The 14254-nt window shown below is 63.8% G+C and carries 14 protein-coding genes; 8 read left to right on the top strand and 6 right to left on the bottom strand.

What is annotated here, in order from left to right; all coding sequences use genetic code 11:
- Positions 1–126 precede the first annotated feature (126 nt).
- From AC6I6L_RS16915 to AC6I6L_RS16900, 4 genes are all read left to right on the top strand, one after another.
- Positions 127–576: a CPBP family intramembrane glutamic endopeptidase gene (locus AC6I6L_RS16915; RefSeq protein ID WP_497918944.1), complete on the top strand. Its 450-nt coding sequence runs from the start codon at positions 127–129 to the stop codon at positions 574–576.
- Positions 577–757: 181 nt separating this feature from the next.
- Complete coding sequence (locus AC6I6L_RS16910) at positions 758–1630, top strand: winged helix-turn-helix domain-containing protein (RefSeq protein ID WP_497918943.1); 873 nt, start codon at positions 758–760, stop codon at positions 1628–1630.
- Between the two features lie 266 nt (positions 1631–1896).
- Positions 1897–2949: a M23 family metallopeptidase gene (locus AC6I6L_RS16905; RefSeq protein ID WP_497918942.1), complete on the top strand. Its 1053-nt coding sequence runs from the start codon at positions 1897–1899 to the stop codon at positions 2947–2949.
- 206 nt (positions 2950–3155) lie between these two features.
- Positions 3156–4226, top strand: coding sequence for a glutathione S-transferase family protein (locus tag AC6I6L_RS16900; protein ID WP_497918941.1), 1071 nt, complete (start codon positions 3156–3158; stop codon positions 4224–4226).
- 144 nt (positions 4227–4370) lie between these two features.
- Here AC6I6L_RS16900 and AC6I6L_RS16895 read toward each other — a convergent pair whose 3' ends face one another.
- From AC6I6L_RS16895 to AC6I6L_RS16885, 3 genes are all read right to left on the bottom strand, one after another.
- On the bottom strand, positions 4371–4592 hold the full coding sequence (locus AC6I6L_RS16895) for a DUF7535 family protein (protein ID WP_497918940.1): 222 nt from the start codon (positions 4590–4592) through the stop codon (positions 4371–4373).
- Positions 4593–4646: 54 nt separating this feature from the next.
- Positions 4647–5447 (bottom strand): NAD-dependent epimerase/dehydratase family protein, encoded by an 801-nt coding sequence (locus AC6I6L_RS16890; protein ID WP_497918939.1) that lies wholly within the window; start codon positions 5445–5447, stop codon positions 4647–4649.
- A 119-nt stretch (positions 5448–5566) separates the two neighbouring features.
- The gene (locus tag AC6I6L_RS16885) at positions 5567–6856 is read right to left on the bottom strand and encodes a DUF7405 family protein (protein WP_497918938.1); all 1290 of its coding nucleotides are present in this window, start codon (positions 6854–6856) and stop codon (positions 5567–5569) included.
- Positions 6857–6992: 136 nt separating this feature from the next.
- Between AC6I6L_RS16885 and AC6I6L_RS16880 the strand changes: the two genes are divergently transcribed.
- Positions 6993–7484, top strand: a complete 492-nt coding sequence (locus AC6I6L_RS16880; RefSeq protein ID WP_497918937.1) for an SRPBCC family protein — start codon at positions 6993–6995, stop codon at positions 7482–7484.
- A gap of 49 nt (positions 7485–7533) precedes the next feature.
- On the opposite strand, the gene AC6I6L_RS16875 is transcribed toward AC6I6L_RS16880, so the two are convergent.
- Positions 7534–8196 (bottom strand): HAD family hydrolase, encoded by a 663-nt coding sequence (locus AC6I6L_RS16875; protein WP_497918936.1) that lies wholly within the window; start codon positions 8194–8196, stop codon positions 7534–7536.
- Positions 8197–8391: 195 nt separating this feature from the next.
- On the opposite strand from AC6I6L_RS16875, the gene AC6I6L_RS16870 reads away from it, so the two are divergent.
- Positions 8392–8961 carry a DUF6735 family protein gene (locus AC6I6L_RS16870; RefSeq protein ID WP_497918935.1) on the top strand — a complete coding sequence of 190 codons (570 nt, stop codon included), beginning with the start codon at positions 8392–8394 and terminating at the stop codon, positions 8959–8961.
- 36 nt (positions 8962–8997) lie between these two features.
- Here the strand turns inward: AC6I6L_RS16870 and AC6I6L_RS16865 are convergent, their stop codons facing one another.
- Positions 8998–10773 carry a MutS-related protein gene (locus AC6I6L_RS16865; protein WP_497918934.1) on the bottom strand — a complete coding sequence of 592 codons (1776 nt, stop codon included), beginning with the start codon at positions 10771–10773 and terminating at the stop codon, positions 8998–9000.
- Between the two features lie 97 nt (positions 10774–10870).
- Between AC6I6L_RS16865 and AC6I6L_RS16860 the strand changes: the two genes are divergently transcribed.
- Positions 10871–11761: a ribonucleotide-diphosphate reductase subunit beta gene (locus AC6I6L_RS16860; RefSeq protein ID WP_497918933.1), complete on the top strand. Its 891-nt coding sequence runs from the start codon at positions 10871–10873 to the stop codon at positions 11759–11761.
- 273 nt (positions 11762–12034) lie between these two features.
- Positions 12035–13507, top strand: coding sequence for an amidophosphoribosyltransferase (gene purF, locus AC6I6L_RS16855; protein WP_497918985.1), 1473 nt, complete (start codon positions 12035–12037; stop codon positions 13505–13507).
- 110 nt (positions 13508–13617) lie between these two features.
- On the opposite strand, the gene AC6I6L_RS16850 is transcribed toward purF, so the two are convergent.
- A complete protein-coding gene (locus AC6I6L_RS16850; protein WP_497918932.1) occupies positions 13618–14208 on the bottom strand; it encodes a methyltransferase family protein in 591 nt (196 codons plus the stop codon).
- Positions 14209–14254 lie beyond the last annotated feature (46 nt).

Below are 14254 nucleotides of genomic sequence, written 5' to 3'. Positions count from 1 at the left end.
GTCGAAAACACCGCTGTCTTCGTTTTGCTGGTCGGTACAGGACAACTGGGTTTCCTCCTCACGGGGTACGCGTACGTCCGGCGTTACGGGTTCTTCGTTCCAATTGCTCCGCCGTCACGTCGAGACTTGAAATACGCCGGTGTCGGTACCGTCGGCGCACTCGCGTTCGCGACCGGTGCCGGTGCAGTGCTCACCTGGGCCGGCCTTTCGCCGCAGGCAGTGCTCGGAGACGCTGTTCCGGTGAATCTGCTGAACGCGGTTGGATTGATACTGCTCTCCACCGTCCTCGTTGCTCCCGCAGAAGAGTATCTGTTTCGCGGCGTCATTCAAAGCAGGCTTCGAGACACGTTCAGCGCACCGACCGCAATTCTGCTGGCCAGCACACTGTTTGGCTCTCTCCACTTCGGGAATTACGCGGGGTCACTCGGTGCAGTTACTGGATGGGTTCTCCTCATTATCGGCGTCGGAGTGATCATGGGACTCATTTACGAGCGAACGAACAACCTCGTCGTGCCGATCGCTGCCCATGCCGTGTACAACGGCGTGTTGTTTTCGGTCGGCTACATTCTGGCTTGAACCGTCCCATCACAGACTCGGAACGAATTTCGGATCGTCTGCTGATCGATCGAGTGTAGAAACCGGTTTAGACGCTGCTACACCGTTCGATACCTCTCTCGGTTGTCGAGGAAGGAAAGCGCCGGCGATGCGGGGATAGATCGGGAGGTACATTGATATGAGGAGAAGAGAGTTCCAACTCATGCCCGATCCAGAGGCTGACTTCGTCGGGGATTCGGACGCGGCGTTCGCAGCCGTGGCCGATCCGACACGAATCGCGATCCTTCGAGCGTTTGCCGAATATGTTCGCGAGACTGATGAGTCGATCTGTCGGTTCTCGGAACTCCGCAAACGTGCGGGCGTCGACGACGCTGGTCGGTTTCGTTATCATCTGAACAAGTTACGCGGGCATTTCATCGAAAAAGGAGACCAGGGATATCTCCTCACGGACGCCGGCGGTGAAATGGTGGCGGCGATCCTCGCAGGACGGTATATCGACCACGAACGGCTCGGACCGACGCCACTCGACAGTTCCTGTAGTCTCTGCGGTGCGGCCGTCGTCGGCACCTATGAGGACGGACGTATCGAGGTCGAATGCGAGGAGGGACACCCGTTACTGAGTTGGTCACTACCACCGAACGCAGCCGTGAATGCGGGCGTCAGTGACCTAGGTCGTCTTGCGACGAGTCTCATCATTCACGCGATCGACCTGACGTTACAGGGCGTCTGCTCACAGTGTTACGGTCCTGTCAGGTCACGAATTGATCCTGCCGGGGCTGACGAGACAGCGATGCCGAGATTTCGAGCACGGTGTGAAACCTGTACCGGCACCGTGGTCGGGCCGGTGTGGTTTTGCTTGCTCGTTCATCCGGCTGTCGAGGCGTTCTATCACGATCACGGTCTCTCGGTTCGTGAGGCGTTTCTGTGGGAACTGGACTACTTCGAGTACGACCCCACTTCAACTGCTGATGGAGACGTTCGATTGGCGATCTCGTTCGACGATGACGTGATGTATGCGACCGTATCAGAGACTGAAACGACACTTCGGGCTCGAGTTGGATCTACTCCGGAGTGAGGTCGCGGAAACGGGCCGCTGTCTCTCGTGAACCCGTGGGGACGTACTCGAAGTGAATCGGTTTCCCCTCGGAACCGCATCTTTCATCGAGACGCCGTGTATCTCGGCCCATCGTCGTCTGCATACAGATCGTCACCTGTCGTGCTCGCGTTTGGCATTTCCAACAGATGGTTCGCAAACGTCATCTGGGAGAGCCTATCTGTCAGATGTTGAATAGAAGGTTACTTCGCCAAAGTCTCTTATTCGATGCTGGTCTTTCGATCGATATGGTCCTACTCTCTATCGCTGACGCTTCGTCGAACGACGGGCAGCCCCCCTCCGAATCAGGGACCGATCCGGATCACGCGAGACGGATTCCCGACCTGACGAACCTCTTGTTTCTGGGTCTTCTCTCGATCCCCGGTTTTTTCGTCGGGGACCTCTCCCAACTCCGCGTGTTCGCCGTCTTTTTCTTCTTCGGCTTTTGGCCCTTCGTGACGATGTTCTTTCCATCCGGTACCTCGCCATCGTCGTGGATTCAGACCGGAGACCGGTGGTCTTCAGTCCGATTCGTTCTCTCGATGCTCGCATTGCAGGTGAACCCGTCCGTCCAACTCCAGTCGGTTCAACAGCTGGTCGGTCACGGAGCAATCTATCTTCGATATCGATTCGATCTTCCCGATCCGGATTCGTACGAACAGGAGACACCCTATCGACTGCCCGTCGACGGGGAATGGACCGTCGTGAATGGGAGCCACGAAAAAGAGTTATCCCACTCGTGGAGTATCCTGCCTCAACGGTACGCGTACGATCTCGTCAAGACAGACACCGAGGGAAGAACCCACTCGGGTGACGGGTCCGATCGATCGGACTACTACTGCTGGGAGGAACCGATTCTCGCACCAGCCGACGGCATCGTCGTCGCAGCCAGCGACGGACATCGTGATGCGCCCCGAACCGGTGGATGGCTCGATCTCAGACAGCGAGACATACGCGGCAACTACGTCCTCATCCAACACTCCACCGAAGAGTACAGCGTTCTGGCTCACCTGCGAGAGGGCAGTGTCTCGGTCAACGAGGGCGATCGTGTCGTCAGCGGGCAACAGGTGGGGCAATGCGGCCACTCTGGAAATTCGACGGAACCCCACCTCCACTTCCACGTCCAACGTGGCGAGTCGTTCTACCGCAGCGTGGGACTCCCTATCACCGTTTCTAACGTGGACGTGGCAAACGGCCCTGCGGAATCGTTCGAGTCACGGGATGAGACGTCGCTCACCGCTGGCCAGCGCGTGAGACAGCGGTCGTGTCCCACGATCGAGATGCGCTCACCACAGCGTTGAAACGACACCTGAGACCCGGGGCGATTTACACTGCGTTCTTTTTTGTTGTTCCTCTCTACAGATACCGACGCAATCTGCGAGCGGCCATCTGGAAGGGGGACTGCTGTGACCTACCCTGGGAGGGTGGATGCCGTGACCGATCTCGGCCTCGCTGGTAACACGAGTGTTAGCGAGCACACTTTTCTCTCCGACCCCTACGTCTGGACATGAACATGCTCGTCGACGGCGAGTGGCGAACCGACGCCTACGAATCGAACACCGAAGAGGGGGCGTTCAATCGCCAGGAGACCACGTTCCGGAACTGGATTCGTGACGATCCGGACGCCGAGTTCCAGCCCGAAGCGGGGCGGTACCACCTCTACGTCTCTTACGCCTGCCCGTGGGCCCACCGCACCCTCATCACGCGTGCGCTGAAGGGACTCGAGGACGCGATTTCGGTGTCGATCGTTGACCCCTACCGCGACGAAGACGGTTGGCAGTTCACTCCCGAGAAGGCTGGCTGTACCCGCGATCGCATCCGCGACGCGGATTACCTCCGAGAACTCTACGTCGAGGCGGACCCCGACGCCACCTGTCGCGTCACCGTCCCGGTCCTCTGGGACACAGAGACGGAGACGGTCGTCAACAACGAGTCCAAGGAGATCATGCGGATGCTCGACACGGAGTTCGACGGCGTCAGTTCCACCGGCGTCGACCTCTACCCGGACGGCTACCAGGAGGAGGTCGATCGAATCATCGAGGAGATCTACGAACCGATCAACAACGGCGTCTACCGGGCCGGGTTTGCAACTGCCCAGGAGCCCTACGACGAGGCGATCGACGACCTCTTTTCGGCGCTCGATCGCTGGGACGACGTGCTCGCGGATCAGCGCTATCTGGCGGGCGATCGACTGACCGAAGCGGATATCGCGATGTTCACGACGCTCGTCCGCTTCGACAACGTCTATCACACCCACTTCATGTGTAACGTCCAGTATATCCGGGAGTACGAGAACCTCTGGCCGTATCTCCGCGATCTCTACCAGACGAGCGTCGTCGACAATGGGGGGAAGACGCCGAACGAGCGACCGGAGAGCGAACCGACCCGTGACCACGGCGTCGCGGAGACGGTAAACATGGACCACATCAAAGAGCACTACTATACGACCCATCCCGACGTTACCCCCCACCGGATCATCGCCCGCGGACCGGACCTCGACTTCGAGGCCCCCCACGATCGGGATGCACTCCCAGGCAGTCCGCCGGCCGCGCTCGACACGGCGCGTGCCGACGACTGATACGGATTGGTGTCCGTAGGTACCGCCGATCGGCGATCGTCTTGACCGACCGACGGTAATTGATGACACGAATCCGTATGAGGGGAGAACCGGTCACCGCTTCCGGCGACAACCGAATCGGTCGCGTTTGCGAACGACTCGTGCTTACGACCCGCTCGGCGGGCGCTTTGCGTTCTCGCGCCAGGTCCTGAAACTCGTCTCAACGTCTTCGTCCGATCGGAAGACGCGCCAGATGAGCCACGCAACCACAAAGACGGGGAGCAGCGGGAGCATCACGATGACGAGAACCGCGGCCATGATGTAGCCAAACGCTGACATCTGGATGTTCCCGGTGTATCCCGTCGACTCGGACACCTTGGTTGACATGCGCGGAGATAGAGCCGTTCCGATATTCGGTCTTTCGGTCTCGAAAGTGATGACTCAGGTCATCGAGATGCTGTCTCGGCCGGTCCCCTCGCCGTCGATCACCTCGGTTGCGTCGTCCTGTGGCCGGTAGCCGAGTTCGAGCATCGTCTCGGATAGCGAGAGGAATCGCTCCGAGTTCCGAGAGATGCCGTGGGCAACCGTTGGCGTCGAACTGAGCGATGCCTTCGTCGCAGCACGAATTACGCGCTGGCAGTCTTCCGGGCTTAGCCACATCGCGCGGGCGTAGCGCTCCCCCGACGCGTCGCGGTTTGCGATTTCCTCGCGGAGTTCCTCGCGACTGAGCAGCCACCCGATTCGCAGGTTGACCACGTCCATTCCCGCCCGCTTCGCGTAGTACGAACCCATCGCCTCGCCGAAGACTTTCGTCACGCCGTAGTAGGTGTCCGGGTCGGGAGCATCGTCGGGGCGGACGATCGACGGCGACCCGATCGTCGACTCGGGGCGAACCGGTGAGACGGCGTTACCCATGTTCACGGCGTGGTTCGAACTCGAGAAGACGACGCGTTCGATACCGTGTTTCTCCGCGGCCGCGAAGGCGTTGTAGACGCCCTCGACGTTCGGTCCCGAGACCGCGTCCCACTCGGCTCGCGGGTCCGGGTTTGCCGCGAGATGGATCAGAACGTCTTCGCTATCCAGCGCGCCGACGACCTCGTCTCGATCGGCAACGTCGATCGGTGTCGTGTCCAGATCCTCGGATTCACTGTGTGAAAAGAGCGTCAACTCGTCGTCGGGAAACGCCTCGATCGCCCGTCTGCCGACCCGCCCGGTCGCGCCGGTGATCGCGATTCTGGCCATACCGACGCCACACCGACACGACGGAAATAGTTCGGGCCAGCGGGTTCCGGCCGATCGGTCGTCAGACGTACCAGTACCGCCTGAGTACGCCGATACCGATCGCGACACCCCGGCGTCGATCACTCCGGGTTCGGCTCTGGAAGGGCGCGGTGACGGCGCGGCGGAACCAGGTAGTTTGCCCGTCTGCGGACCGACATGTACTGGAGGATGCCGTTGTTCGTCCGGGACCCGATCGCGCCGTCGGTGAGGTCGCTGCCGGTCATCGCCTCGCGGGTCGCGACGAAGTCGTCGATCGATCGCTGGTGGGCCAGGAAGTGAAGAGCCGCCTGCTCGTCGTCGGTCGAGTTGAAGTCCCGTCGGAGGATGATCGGATCGCCGTCCTCGCGAGCGCGCCCCGATTTCTGGGCGTGGCCGACGATGCCGCTGCGTCGCGCGTCGTCCTCGGTATCGTCGATACACGCCTCGACACCGCTTGCGTTTCCGAGGTTCTCACCGACTCCCTCGACGCGGTCTTCCGACGCGTGGGCCGGGCAGAACATCTTGGCGACGCGCTGGTCGCGGCTGTCCTGTTCGTACCACTGCTGGAGGTGGAGGTCGATCTTCGAGAGGTGGGTCGTCGTCCCGCCCTCGAAGGGACCCTCCTGAATCGTCACGCGGTCCTCACTGGGTTGATTTCGCTCGAATCCTGTTTTGAATCCCATGAACAGCGGCGCGTCCTCCGGGACGGGTTGGGTGTCCGGAATCCCGCGGACGCCCTCCTGATTCTCCGCTGGCAGTCCCGCGCCGATGAATCCCGTTCGACGATCGGCCACCCCGAAGACCCCGTCGAACGTCTCCTCGACATCGATGCCGTTGATCTCGTCGAGTTCGCCGGTCAGCGCTTCCTCGGCGCTCAAAACGACGTGACCGTGATCGCTCGCGAGATGGACCAGCGCGTCGAAGGCGTCGAGTTCGGGGTCCTCGAACGAGGACAGCGCTTCCGGATCCGGGAGGGCGATAGAGCCGGAGAGTTCCTCGTCGAACCGATCGAAGTAGGTCGGACCGTAGCCGACGGTGAGGACGAGCCCCTGATTGCCGAACTCGTAGGCGCGTTCGACGCTCGCGAGGGCGTTCTCGATCCGGTCGCGTTCGTCCGCCGAGGGACCGTCGCCGACGTACTCGAGGCCAAGCAGGAGGTGGTGTTCCGGCGGGTGGACGTTCCCGTGGTCGTCGGTCCCTAACACGTCGTTCCAGGCGTGCTGGCGATCGGGACGATCCCCCGGAGCGAGGTCGGCCTGTGGCAACTCGTCGTCTTCGCGACCCAGACACGCCGACAGCGCGCTCGCGCCGCCGATCGCGACGGCCGCTCGGACGAACGTCCGACGGGAGAGGCCGCGGGTCTCCCCAGAACGTGGACCGGTGCCTGTCATGGTCGCCTTTCGGGGACGGACGATAAAGGGGGTTTTGGTGGCGACTCGTCGGTCGGTCGCGTACCCGACGCCTCAACTCGAACGCCGTCCCGAACCACCGATACAGCCATTTCCGTTCGGGATGTACCATGCTACCATGAACCAGGTAGAAGTCTTCGCGGAGATCGACGCCCCGCCCGCGGTCGTCTGGGATGTCCTCCTCGAGTTCGATCGCTATCCCGAGTGGAACCCGTTTATCCGATCGATCGAGGGCGTCCCACGGGTGGGAGAACGACTCCGGGTCCGAATCGACCCGCCGAACTCGCGGGGATTCACGTTCAAACCCGAAGTGATCGCCGTCGAGGAGGACCGCCGTCTTGTCTGGCTGGGGCGACTGGGCGTCCCGCTCGTCTTCGACGGCTACCACGAGTTCCACCTCGAACCGATCGGCGGCGCTGGGTCGACCAACGCCGGGGGGTCGTACTCGGAGTACGACACCGACGGTGGCGAACGGACCCGACTACTCCAGCGCGAAACCGTCCGGGGGGCGCTCGTTCCCGTCCTGTTCGATCGGGACGATATCGAACGCGGGTTCAGGGCGATGAACGAGGCCCTCAAGATCCGTGCCGAGAGACGCGTACTGGCCTGAGGAGTACCGGCCAATTTCTGGGTTGCTCGGAGAAAACGAGGCTGAAACCCTACCGAGAGACGAGGTCAGCGATCGCGGACAGCGACTCGACCTCGTGTTCGGGCGTCGCGGTCGTCCACTCCTCGTACCCCCTCGCGTGATCGCGCCAGAGATACGCCGAGTCGATGCCGGCCGCGTCGGCCGCGGCGACGTCGACCCAGGTATCTCCCACGTACAGCGGCTCCGTCGCGTTCAGTTCGTCGAGTGCCAGCTCCAGATAGTACGGCGTCGGCTTCTTGCGCTCGATCCCCGCGATCGTCGGCTCGCGGCCGTACCAGACGTCCACCTCGAGGTCGACGTGGTCGAGGACGTTCCGGATCGTCTCGTGTTGGTTGTTGCTGACGATCGCCGTCGTCGTCTCGATCGTGGCGACGGACGCCACGTCGTCGTACGCGCGCTTCCGACCGGCGCGCAGTTCATCGTGCTGGGCCGCGATCGCCGCGCGCTCGCGGGCGGTCCAGAGGTCGGCGGGTTCGACGCCGTGTTCGCCCGCGATCCGGCGAAGCGAGTCCACCTTCGGCCCGAGCAGGGTCTCGACGTGGTCGTCGGGCGGATTCGTAACGCCGACGGTCTCGAACGCCGACGATATTGCCTGGAGTAACACCTCGCGATCGGTCGGCGTCGTCAGGACGCCGTCGTTGTCGAAGACGATCGCATCGTATCCCGTACTCATCGGTAGTACTGACACTGTACGCAACGCGGACGTATCCTCGTTGTGCCCGCGGCCATCCGCGCCCCTCGGCCGGAGGTTCAAATAGGGGGCCGCGGCCAGCACGCCCAATGTGCCGACCGACCGTTCGGGCCGTAACGGGGCGCGATCGACGCCTCTGCCGCGGAAACGAGCGCCGACCACGCGGCCGGAGGAACGATGGGCCATAGAGCGCTCGTCGCCTACCGGCGACCCGATCACCTCTACGACCTGCGGTACAGCCACTGGGGCGGCGATCGACTCGCGCTCGTCACGGCGATCGATCGACAGTCGCCGCTGGCCGACGGCGCGGTCGCCGCCGAGGTGTTGACCACCGCGATCGCCCGCGATCGCATCCTCGGACAGTACCTCGACCCCTGCGTCCACGAGGCGCTGTACGTCGTCGCACCCGAAGACGGGTACGCGGTGACAGCCTACCGCGTCTGCTGGCTCGAGTGGGGCGACGGCCGCGACGGCGGCCGGGGTGCGATCGTCGAGGTCCAGCCCGGCACGGCTGACTGCGAACTCCGGGCCTGGTTCCGGGCGACCAAAACGGTTCTCGGGGACGTCATCGAGATGGGCGGCCTCTCCCGACGGGCGGCCCTCTCGTATCTCGAGGCCCGGATCTGTGAAGAACGGGGTGGGACGGTCTACAGCTACGGCGGATCGATCGACGGAGCCGGCCGCGAGGCTGACGACCAACGCGACGACGTTCGTCCGGATCACTGGCTCGACGAGGACGACCGATAATCCGATATCGGCCACTCGGTTCCCGGTCGACCGCCCTCATTCGTTCCAGCGGGCGTCGGCCAGCGTCCGCTGGACGACCTCGTTGCCGACCGCCTCCGCGAGAGTCTCGAAGCCCGCGCGCTCGCTTCGATCGGTCGCGTTCGCGACCAGCCGCGAGACGATGAACTCCGGCGTCGATCGACCGACAGTGTCAAAACGCGGCTGGTAGTCGACGAGGAGTTCCAGATCCGGGTTCAGTCCCTCCGCGAAGATGCCGTCGACCCGTGCCTCCGGCGGCAGCGGCTCCAGATCGTCCGCGAGGTGGGTGACGAACACGCCCAGGGCGTCGCGATCGACCGAGAGGCGAACCAGCCCGTGGAGCAGGTCGGCTGCGCTTCCCGGTTCCGTGATCGCCTCGAACTCGTCGACGAGCATCAGCGTGCGCCCGCCCGTCGACAGCGGCGGCACGATCGATCGCAGCGTCGACTCGAGGACGCCGGCGTTGAAACTCGCGTGTCGGCGGTGGAAGACGAGCGAGTCGACGGGCGTCACCTCGGCGCGCGCCGCGGGAACCGGGAGTCCCATCGTCGCGAGCAGGACGACCTGAGCCAGCGTCTCGAGCAGCGTCGTCTTCCCGCCGCTGTTGGCCCCGGTCAGGACCGCGACGCGCTCCTTACCCGGCGGGGCTTCGATGCTCCCTGGAACCGACGTGACGCCGTGATCTCCGAGGCCGTAGGTGATCTCCTGGACGGACTCGTCGTCGCGGGCGGAAAGCGCGAGGTTGCGCGCGTCGACGACCGACACCGCCGCGTCGTCGCCGTCGACGAACGCCGGCCGGGTACAGTCGTAGGCGATCGCAAACCGGGCGAGCGAGAGGTGGAGGGCGATGTCGTCGACGGCACCGACGGCCTGGTCGACGGCGTCGCGGGCGTCGGCCAGGGTCTCCTCGAACTCGCTCGCGACGGTCTCCTCGCGCTCGTCGATCGCGGCGGTCAGATCCGATCGCAGCGTTCGTAGCGTCCCGCCGACGAAATCCGTCGCGTCGGCCGCGTCGGTCGGCATCGCCGCCCGCACCCGATCGATCGTCACCTCGGCTTCGCCCAGCAGATGGTCCTCGAAGGCGTCTCGAAAGCCGTCGACGTTACGGACGCCCTCGTCACGAAGCTCCTCGATCAATTCGAGCGCGTTCGCGTCCATGTCCTCGACCGTTCCGAGCGCCGTCCGAAGCCGATCGAGTTCCTCGTCGGCTCCCTCGCGTACTCGCCCGCGATCGCCGTCGAGTGCGGCGAGCGCTTCGGCGGCGTCTGCGAGGCGATCCCTGTCGAGGTCTGCGATCGTCGCGAACGGGCCGGAGTCGACCTCGGCGTCGAGCAGCGCGAGGGCGGCGTCCACGGCCGCGAGTTCGCTGCCGTCGCGCTCGTCGTAGCGCTCGTAGGCCGCGAGGACGGCCTCGCGATCGGGGGCGTCGAGGGCCGCCCACGCGTCTCGCGCGTCCATCACGTCGTCGAGGCGCTCGGTCATCGCCTCCCGACTAGCAAGCGGAGTGAGCACTCGAATTCGATCGGCCGCCCGCTCGCTGACGGCGTGAGCGACGGCCAGATCGAGCAGTTCCTTGTAGACCGATCGGGCGTCGCTCGTCGCCAGAATATCCATCCCGTCGCCGCCGGTCGCCCGGCGCAGGATGCGGGTAGCCCGGCCGCGAGCGAGCCCAGCATCCGAGAGAGCGCGGACGTCGCCGCTCTCGATAGCCGCGATCGCTCGCTCCCGGCCCAGTTGCTCGACCAGCCGTGCTCGCGTCTTCGGACCGACCCCCCAGTACTCCTCGAGTCGCATACCTGATTGGTTCGCCGCGATCGTCTTGAACGCTCTGCCATTTGCCCCAACGGATTCGGTCGGTACGCTCTTTTCGCCGGCCTCCAAAGGCGATGACATGCCACCAGCCGCCACACGTTCGGCTCTCGATCGCGACCGGCGATCGTTTCGGTACTACCGCAACGCGGTCGAGCGCCACTGGGATCCCCACGAGATCGATCTCGAGCCCGATCGGGAGGCGATCGCCGGCGTTCCGCCGGCCGCCTTTACCGGACTGTGCGAGACGCTCGCGCTGTTCGGTGCCGGCGAGGAGGCGGTGACCGAAGACCTCTCGCCGCTTTCTGTCGTACTCGAAGACGTCGCAGACCAACTGTTTCTCACGACCCAGCTGTACGAGGAAGCCAAACACGCCGACTTCTTCGATCGCTACTGGCAGACCGTCATCACCCCCGAAGAGGAGCGACGCGGCCTCGATCGATCGTCGCCGAGGGAAGATCGGTGGTTCAACGACGCCTACGAGGAGCTGTTCGAGCGCAACGAGACGGCAATGGGCCGACTGCTTACCGAAGATACGCCCGAAAATCGCGCGCTCGCGTACTGTCACTATCACATGACGATCGAGGGGATTCTCGCCCAGACGGGCTACTACGGCGTCCAGTCGAACTTCAGCGGCCAGTACGAGGGGCTTCCGCGACTGCCGGGACTCGTCGAGGGATTCTCGAGCATCCGGAGCGACGAGGGCCGCCACGTCGGATTCGGAATGTGGAAGCTCAAAGGGCTGATCGAGGACGAGGGCGTCGACCCCGCCCTGGTTACCGAAACCGTGGGCGAACTCGCCGTGCTTACCCAGCAGATCGTGAGTGTCGCCGGCGAAGACCAGGAACTCGGCGTCGATGACGCCGAACTGGTGAGCTACGCTGCCGAAAAGCACAGCCAGCGGATGACCCAGATTACGGACGCCGAGGCAACCCTCCCCGACGTTGACGACCTCGTCGCACTGGACGGGTGAGGGCTGTCCGGCTCGAACTCGACGCCACAGCACCATCTTGACGCCACAGCACGCATCGATCGGGCTGGTGGTCGGATCAAACCCAACGCGACAGTACGCATCGATCGGGCTGGCGCAATCGAAGCGAGTGACGGGGCAGGGGTATGCATATTTGTGCATATCATTCGGGGAGACGGACAGCCGGAGAGGCACAAACACGGGGATTTTTATCGACTCGGTACCCTACGGTCGACCATGACTGATGGGCGGGGCGAGACTCCCCGGCGAACAGGAATGACCGAGAAGTGCGGCGTCGTCGGCGTCTCACTGAACGGTCGAGACGCGGCACGACCGTTGTACTACGCGCTCTATGCACTCCAGCACCGCGGCCAGGAATCCGCGGGCATCGTCACCCACGACGGCTTCCAGCAACACAGCCACGTCGAGATGGGGCTCGTGGGCGACGTCTTCGACGAAGGCGACCTCGACGTGTTGAACGGGCCAGCAGGAATCGGCCACGTCCGGTATCCGACCGCCGGATCCGTCGACTCCTGCTGTGCACAGCCGTTTTCCGTCTCGTTCAAGAGCGGGTCCCTCGGGCTCTCCCACAACGGCAACCTCGTCAACGCCGACGAGATTCGGGACGAACTCGCAGCAGCGGGTCACGCCTTCACCAGTGACGGCGACACGGAGGTCATCGCTCACGACCTCGCGCGAAACCTGCTCGAGGAAGACCTCGTCCGGGCCGTCAAACACACTATGCAGCGAATCCACGGCTCCTATTCGCTGACGATCAGCCACGACGACACCATCCTCGGCGTCCGCGACCCGCAGGGGAATCGCCCCCTCTGTATCGGTGAACTCGACGACGGCTACATCCTCGCGTCCGAATCCGCGGCGATCGACACGCTCGACGGCGAACTCGTCCGCGACGTTCGGCCGGGCGAGCTCGTCGTCCTCAAAGACGACGGCGCGGGATTCGATTCCTACCAGTTGATCGACAACGACAACACGGCTCACTGTTTCTTCGAACACGTCTACTTCGCCCGCCCGGACAGCGTCATCGACGAGACGCTCGTCTACGAGGCCCGCCGAAACCTCGGCCGCAAACTCTGGGAGGAAAGCGGCGTCGAAACCGACGTTGTCATGCCGGTTCCCGACTCGGGACGGGCCTTTGCCTCCGGCTACGCCGACGCGGCGAGTGAAACTACTGCCGACGGCGAACCGCGAGACGCAGACGACGCCGGCGTCGAGTTCGCGGAAGGGCTGATGAAAAACCGCTACGTCGGCCGGACGTTCATCATGCCCACCCAGGACGAACGCGAGCGCGCAGTGCGACTCAAACTCAACCCGATCAAATCTACGATCGAGGGCAAGACCGTTACGGTCATCGACGACTCGATCGTTCGCGGGACGACCTCGACCCAACTGGTCCAACTCCTCAAAGACTGCGGTGCCGAGGAGGTCCACGTCCGTATCGGGGCACCCGAGATCGTCGCCCCGTGTTACATGGGGATCGACATGGCCACCCGGGAAGAACTAATCGCCTCGGACAAGACGATCGACGAGATTCGGGACGCGATCGACGCCGACAGTCTGGCCTACCTCTCGACCGACGCCGTCGCGGAGGTGCTTGGCAAGGACCGGATCGACCTCTGTCTGGGCTGCGTGACGGGGACGTACCCCTACGACATCGAGGGCGAGGAAACCGATCGGGACGTGAGTCGGCCGGAACTCGGTGGGCAGCCGATGCGGGCGGACGACTGACTCCGTCTCACCGGACTACTTCTGACGTATCAGGCTGCTCCTCTCTTACTCGATCGACGACCCCGCTTTTTCGTCTCACGCCCGACTGCCGCCGGGTCGGCTCCAGGCCGTCACCAGAGTCGGGGCACGAGACGGTACGGCGTTTGCCGTTCGTACTCGACGTACCGTTCACCGAGCGTCTCGCGGAGCGCTCGCTCTTCGACGCGAATGCGGTAGCCGTAGCCGCCCAGCCCGACGACGAGGAGCACGAGCACGCTCAACCAGTTGGCGATCGCGGTTCCGAGACCGAACAGCGAGAGCAACGCCCCCGTATAGGAGGGGTGGCGAACCCAGCGGTAGGGGCCCGTGTCGACAACGTCGTCGTTCTCGTCGACCGAGACCACGAGCGAAAATGCGTCGTCCAGCGTCCACACGGCGTACTGTCGGATCCCGACGCCGACGAGAATCAGCGCGAGACCCGTCCAGAACGCGATCGTCGGGAACGGCAGCCGTACCGACGGCGCGACCATCGCAGCCAGCGCGGCACCGAAGACGCCACCGACGACGGCCAGTCCAATCGCACGCTTCGAGTCGCGATCCTGGTCCGTGTCGGCCCGGTACCGGTACCGAAGGGCGATCGACCAGTCCGAAACGACCCAGACACCGATCGCGACCAGAAAGGCGGCCATCGATGGCAATTTGGGGTCTGCCTGGAGGAGCATGATCGGTCATTCACTCTCACCAGTATAATTGATGGTGGTCTGTCAC

Source organism: Halosolutus sp. DAT137 (assembly GCF_059736405.1).
Note: the sequence above shows the minus strand (reverse complement) of the source record. Positions and strands in the feature narration are given on the sequence as shown.

Coding starts and splice junctions, on each gene's coding strand:
- AC6I6L_RS16910 (WP_497918943.1), top strand. CDS start 758: ATGCCCGATCCAGAGGCTGACTTCGTCGGGGATTCGGACGCGGCGTTC.
- AC6I6L_RS16905 (WP_497918942.1), top strand. CDS start 1,897: ATGGTCCTACTCTCTATCGCTGACGCTTCGTCGAACGACGGGCAGCCC.
- AC6I6L_RS16900 (WP_497918941.1), top strand. CDS start 3,156: ATGAACATGCTCGTCGACGGCGAGTGGCGAACCGACGCCTACGAATCG.
- AC6I6L_RS16895 (WP_497918940.1), bottom strand. CDS start 4,592: ATGTCAACCAAGGTGTCCGAGTCGACGGGATACACCGGGAACATCCAG.
- AC6I6L_RS16890 (WP_497918939.1), bottom strand. CDS start 5,447: ATGGCCAGAATCGCGATCACCGGCGCGACCGGGCGGGTCGGCAGACGG.
- AC6I6L_RS16885 (WP_497918938.1), bottom strand. CDS start 6,856: ATGACAGGCACCGGTCCACGTTCTGGGGAGACCCGCGGCCTCTCCCGT.
- AC6I6L_RS16880 (WP_497918937.1), top strand. CDS start 6,993: ATGAACCAGGTAGAAGTCTTCGCGGAGATCGACGCCCCGCCCGCGGTC.
- AC6I6L_RS16875 (WP_497918936.1), bottom strand. CDS start 8,196: ATGAGTACGGGATACGATGCGATCGTCTTCGACAACGACGGCGTCCTG.
- AC6I6L_RS16870 (WP_497918935.1), top strand. CDS start 8,392: ATGGGCCATAGAGCGCTCGTCGCCTACCGGCGACCCGATCACCTCTAC.
- AC6I6L_RS16865 (WP_497918934.1), bottom strand. CDS start 10,773: ATGCGACTCGAGGAGTACTGGGGGGTCGGTCCGAAGACGCGAGCACGG.
- AC6I6L_RS16860 (WP_497918933.1), top strand. CDS start 10,871: ATGCCACCAGCCGCCACACGTTCGGCTCTCGATCGCGACCGGCGATCG.
- purF (WP_497918985.1), top strand. CDS start 12,035: ATGACCGAGAAGTGCGGCGTCGTCGGCGTCTCACTGAACGGTCGAGAC.
- AC6I6L_RS16850 (WP_497918932.1), bottom strand. CDS start 14,208: ATGCTCCTCCAGGCAGACCCCAAATTGCCATCGATGGCCGCCTTTCTG.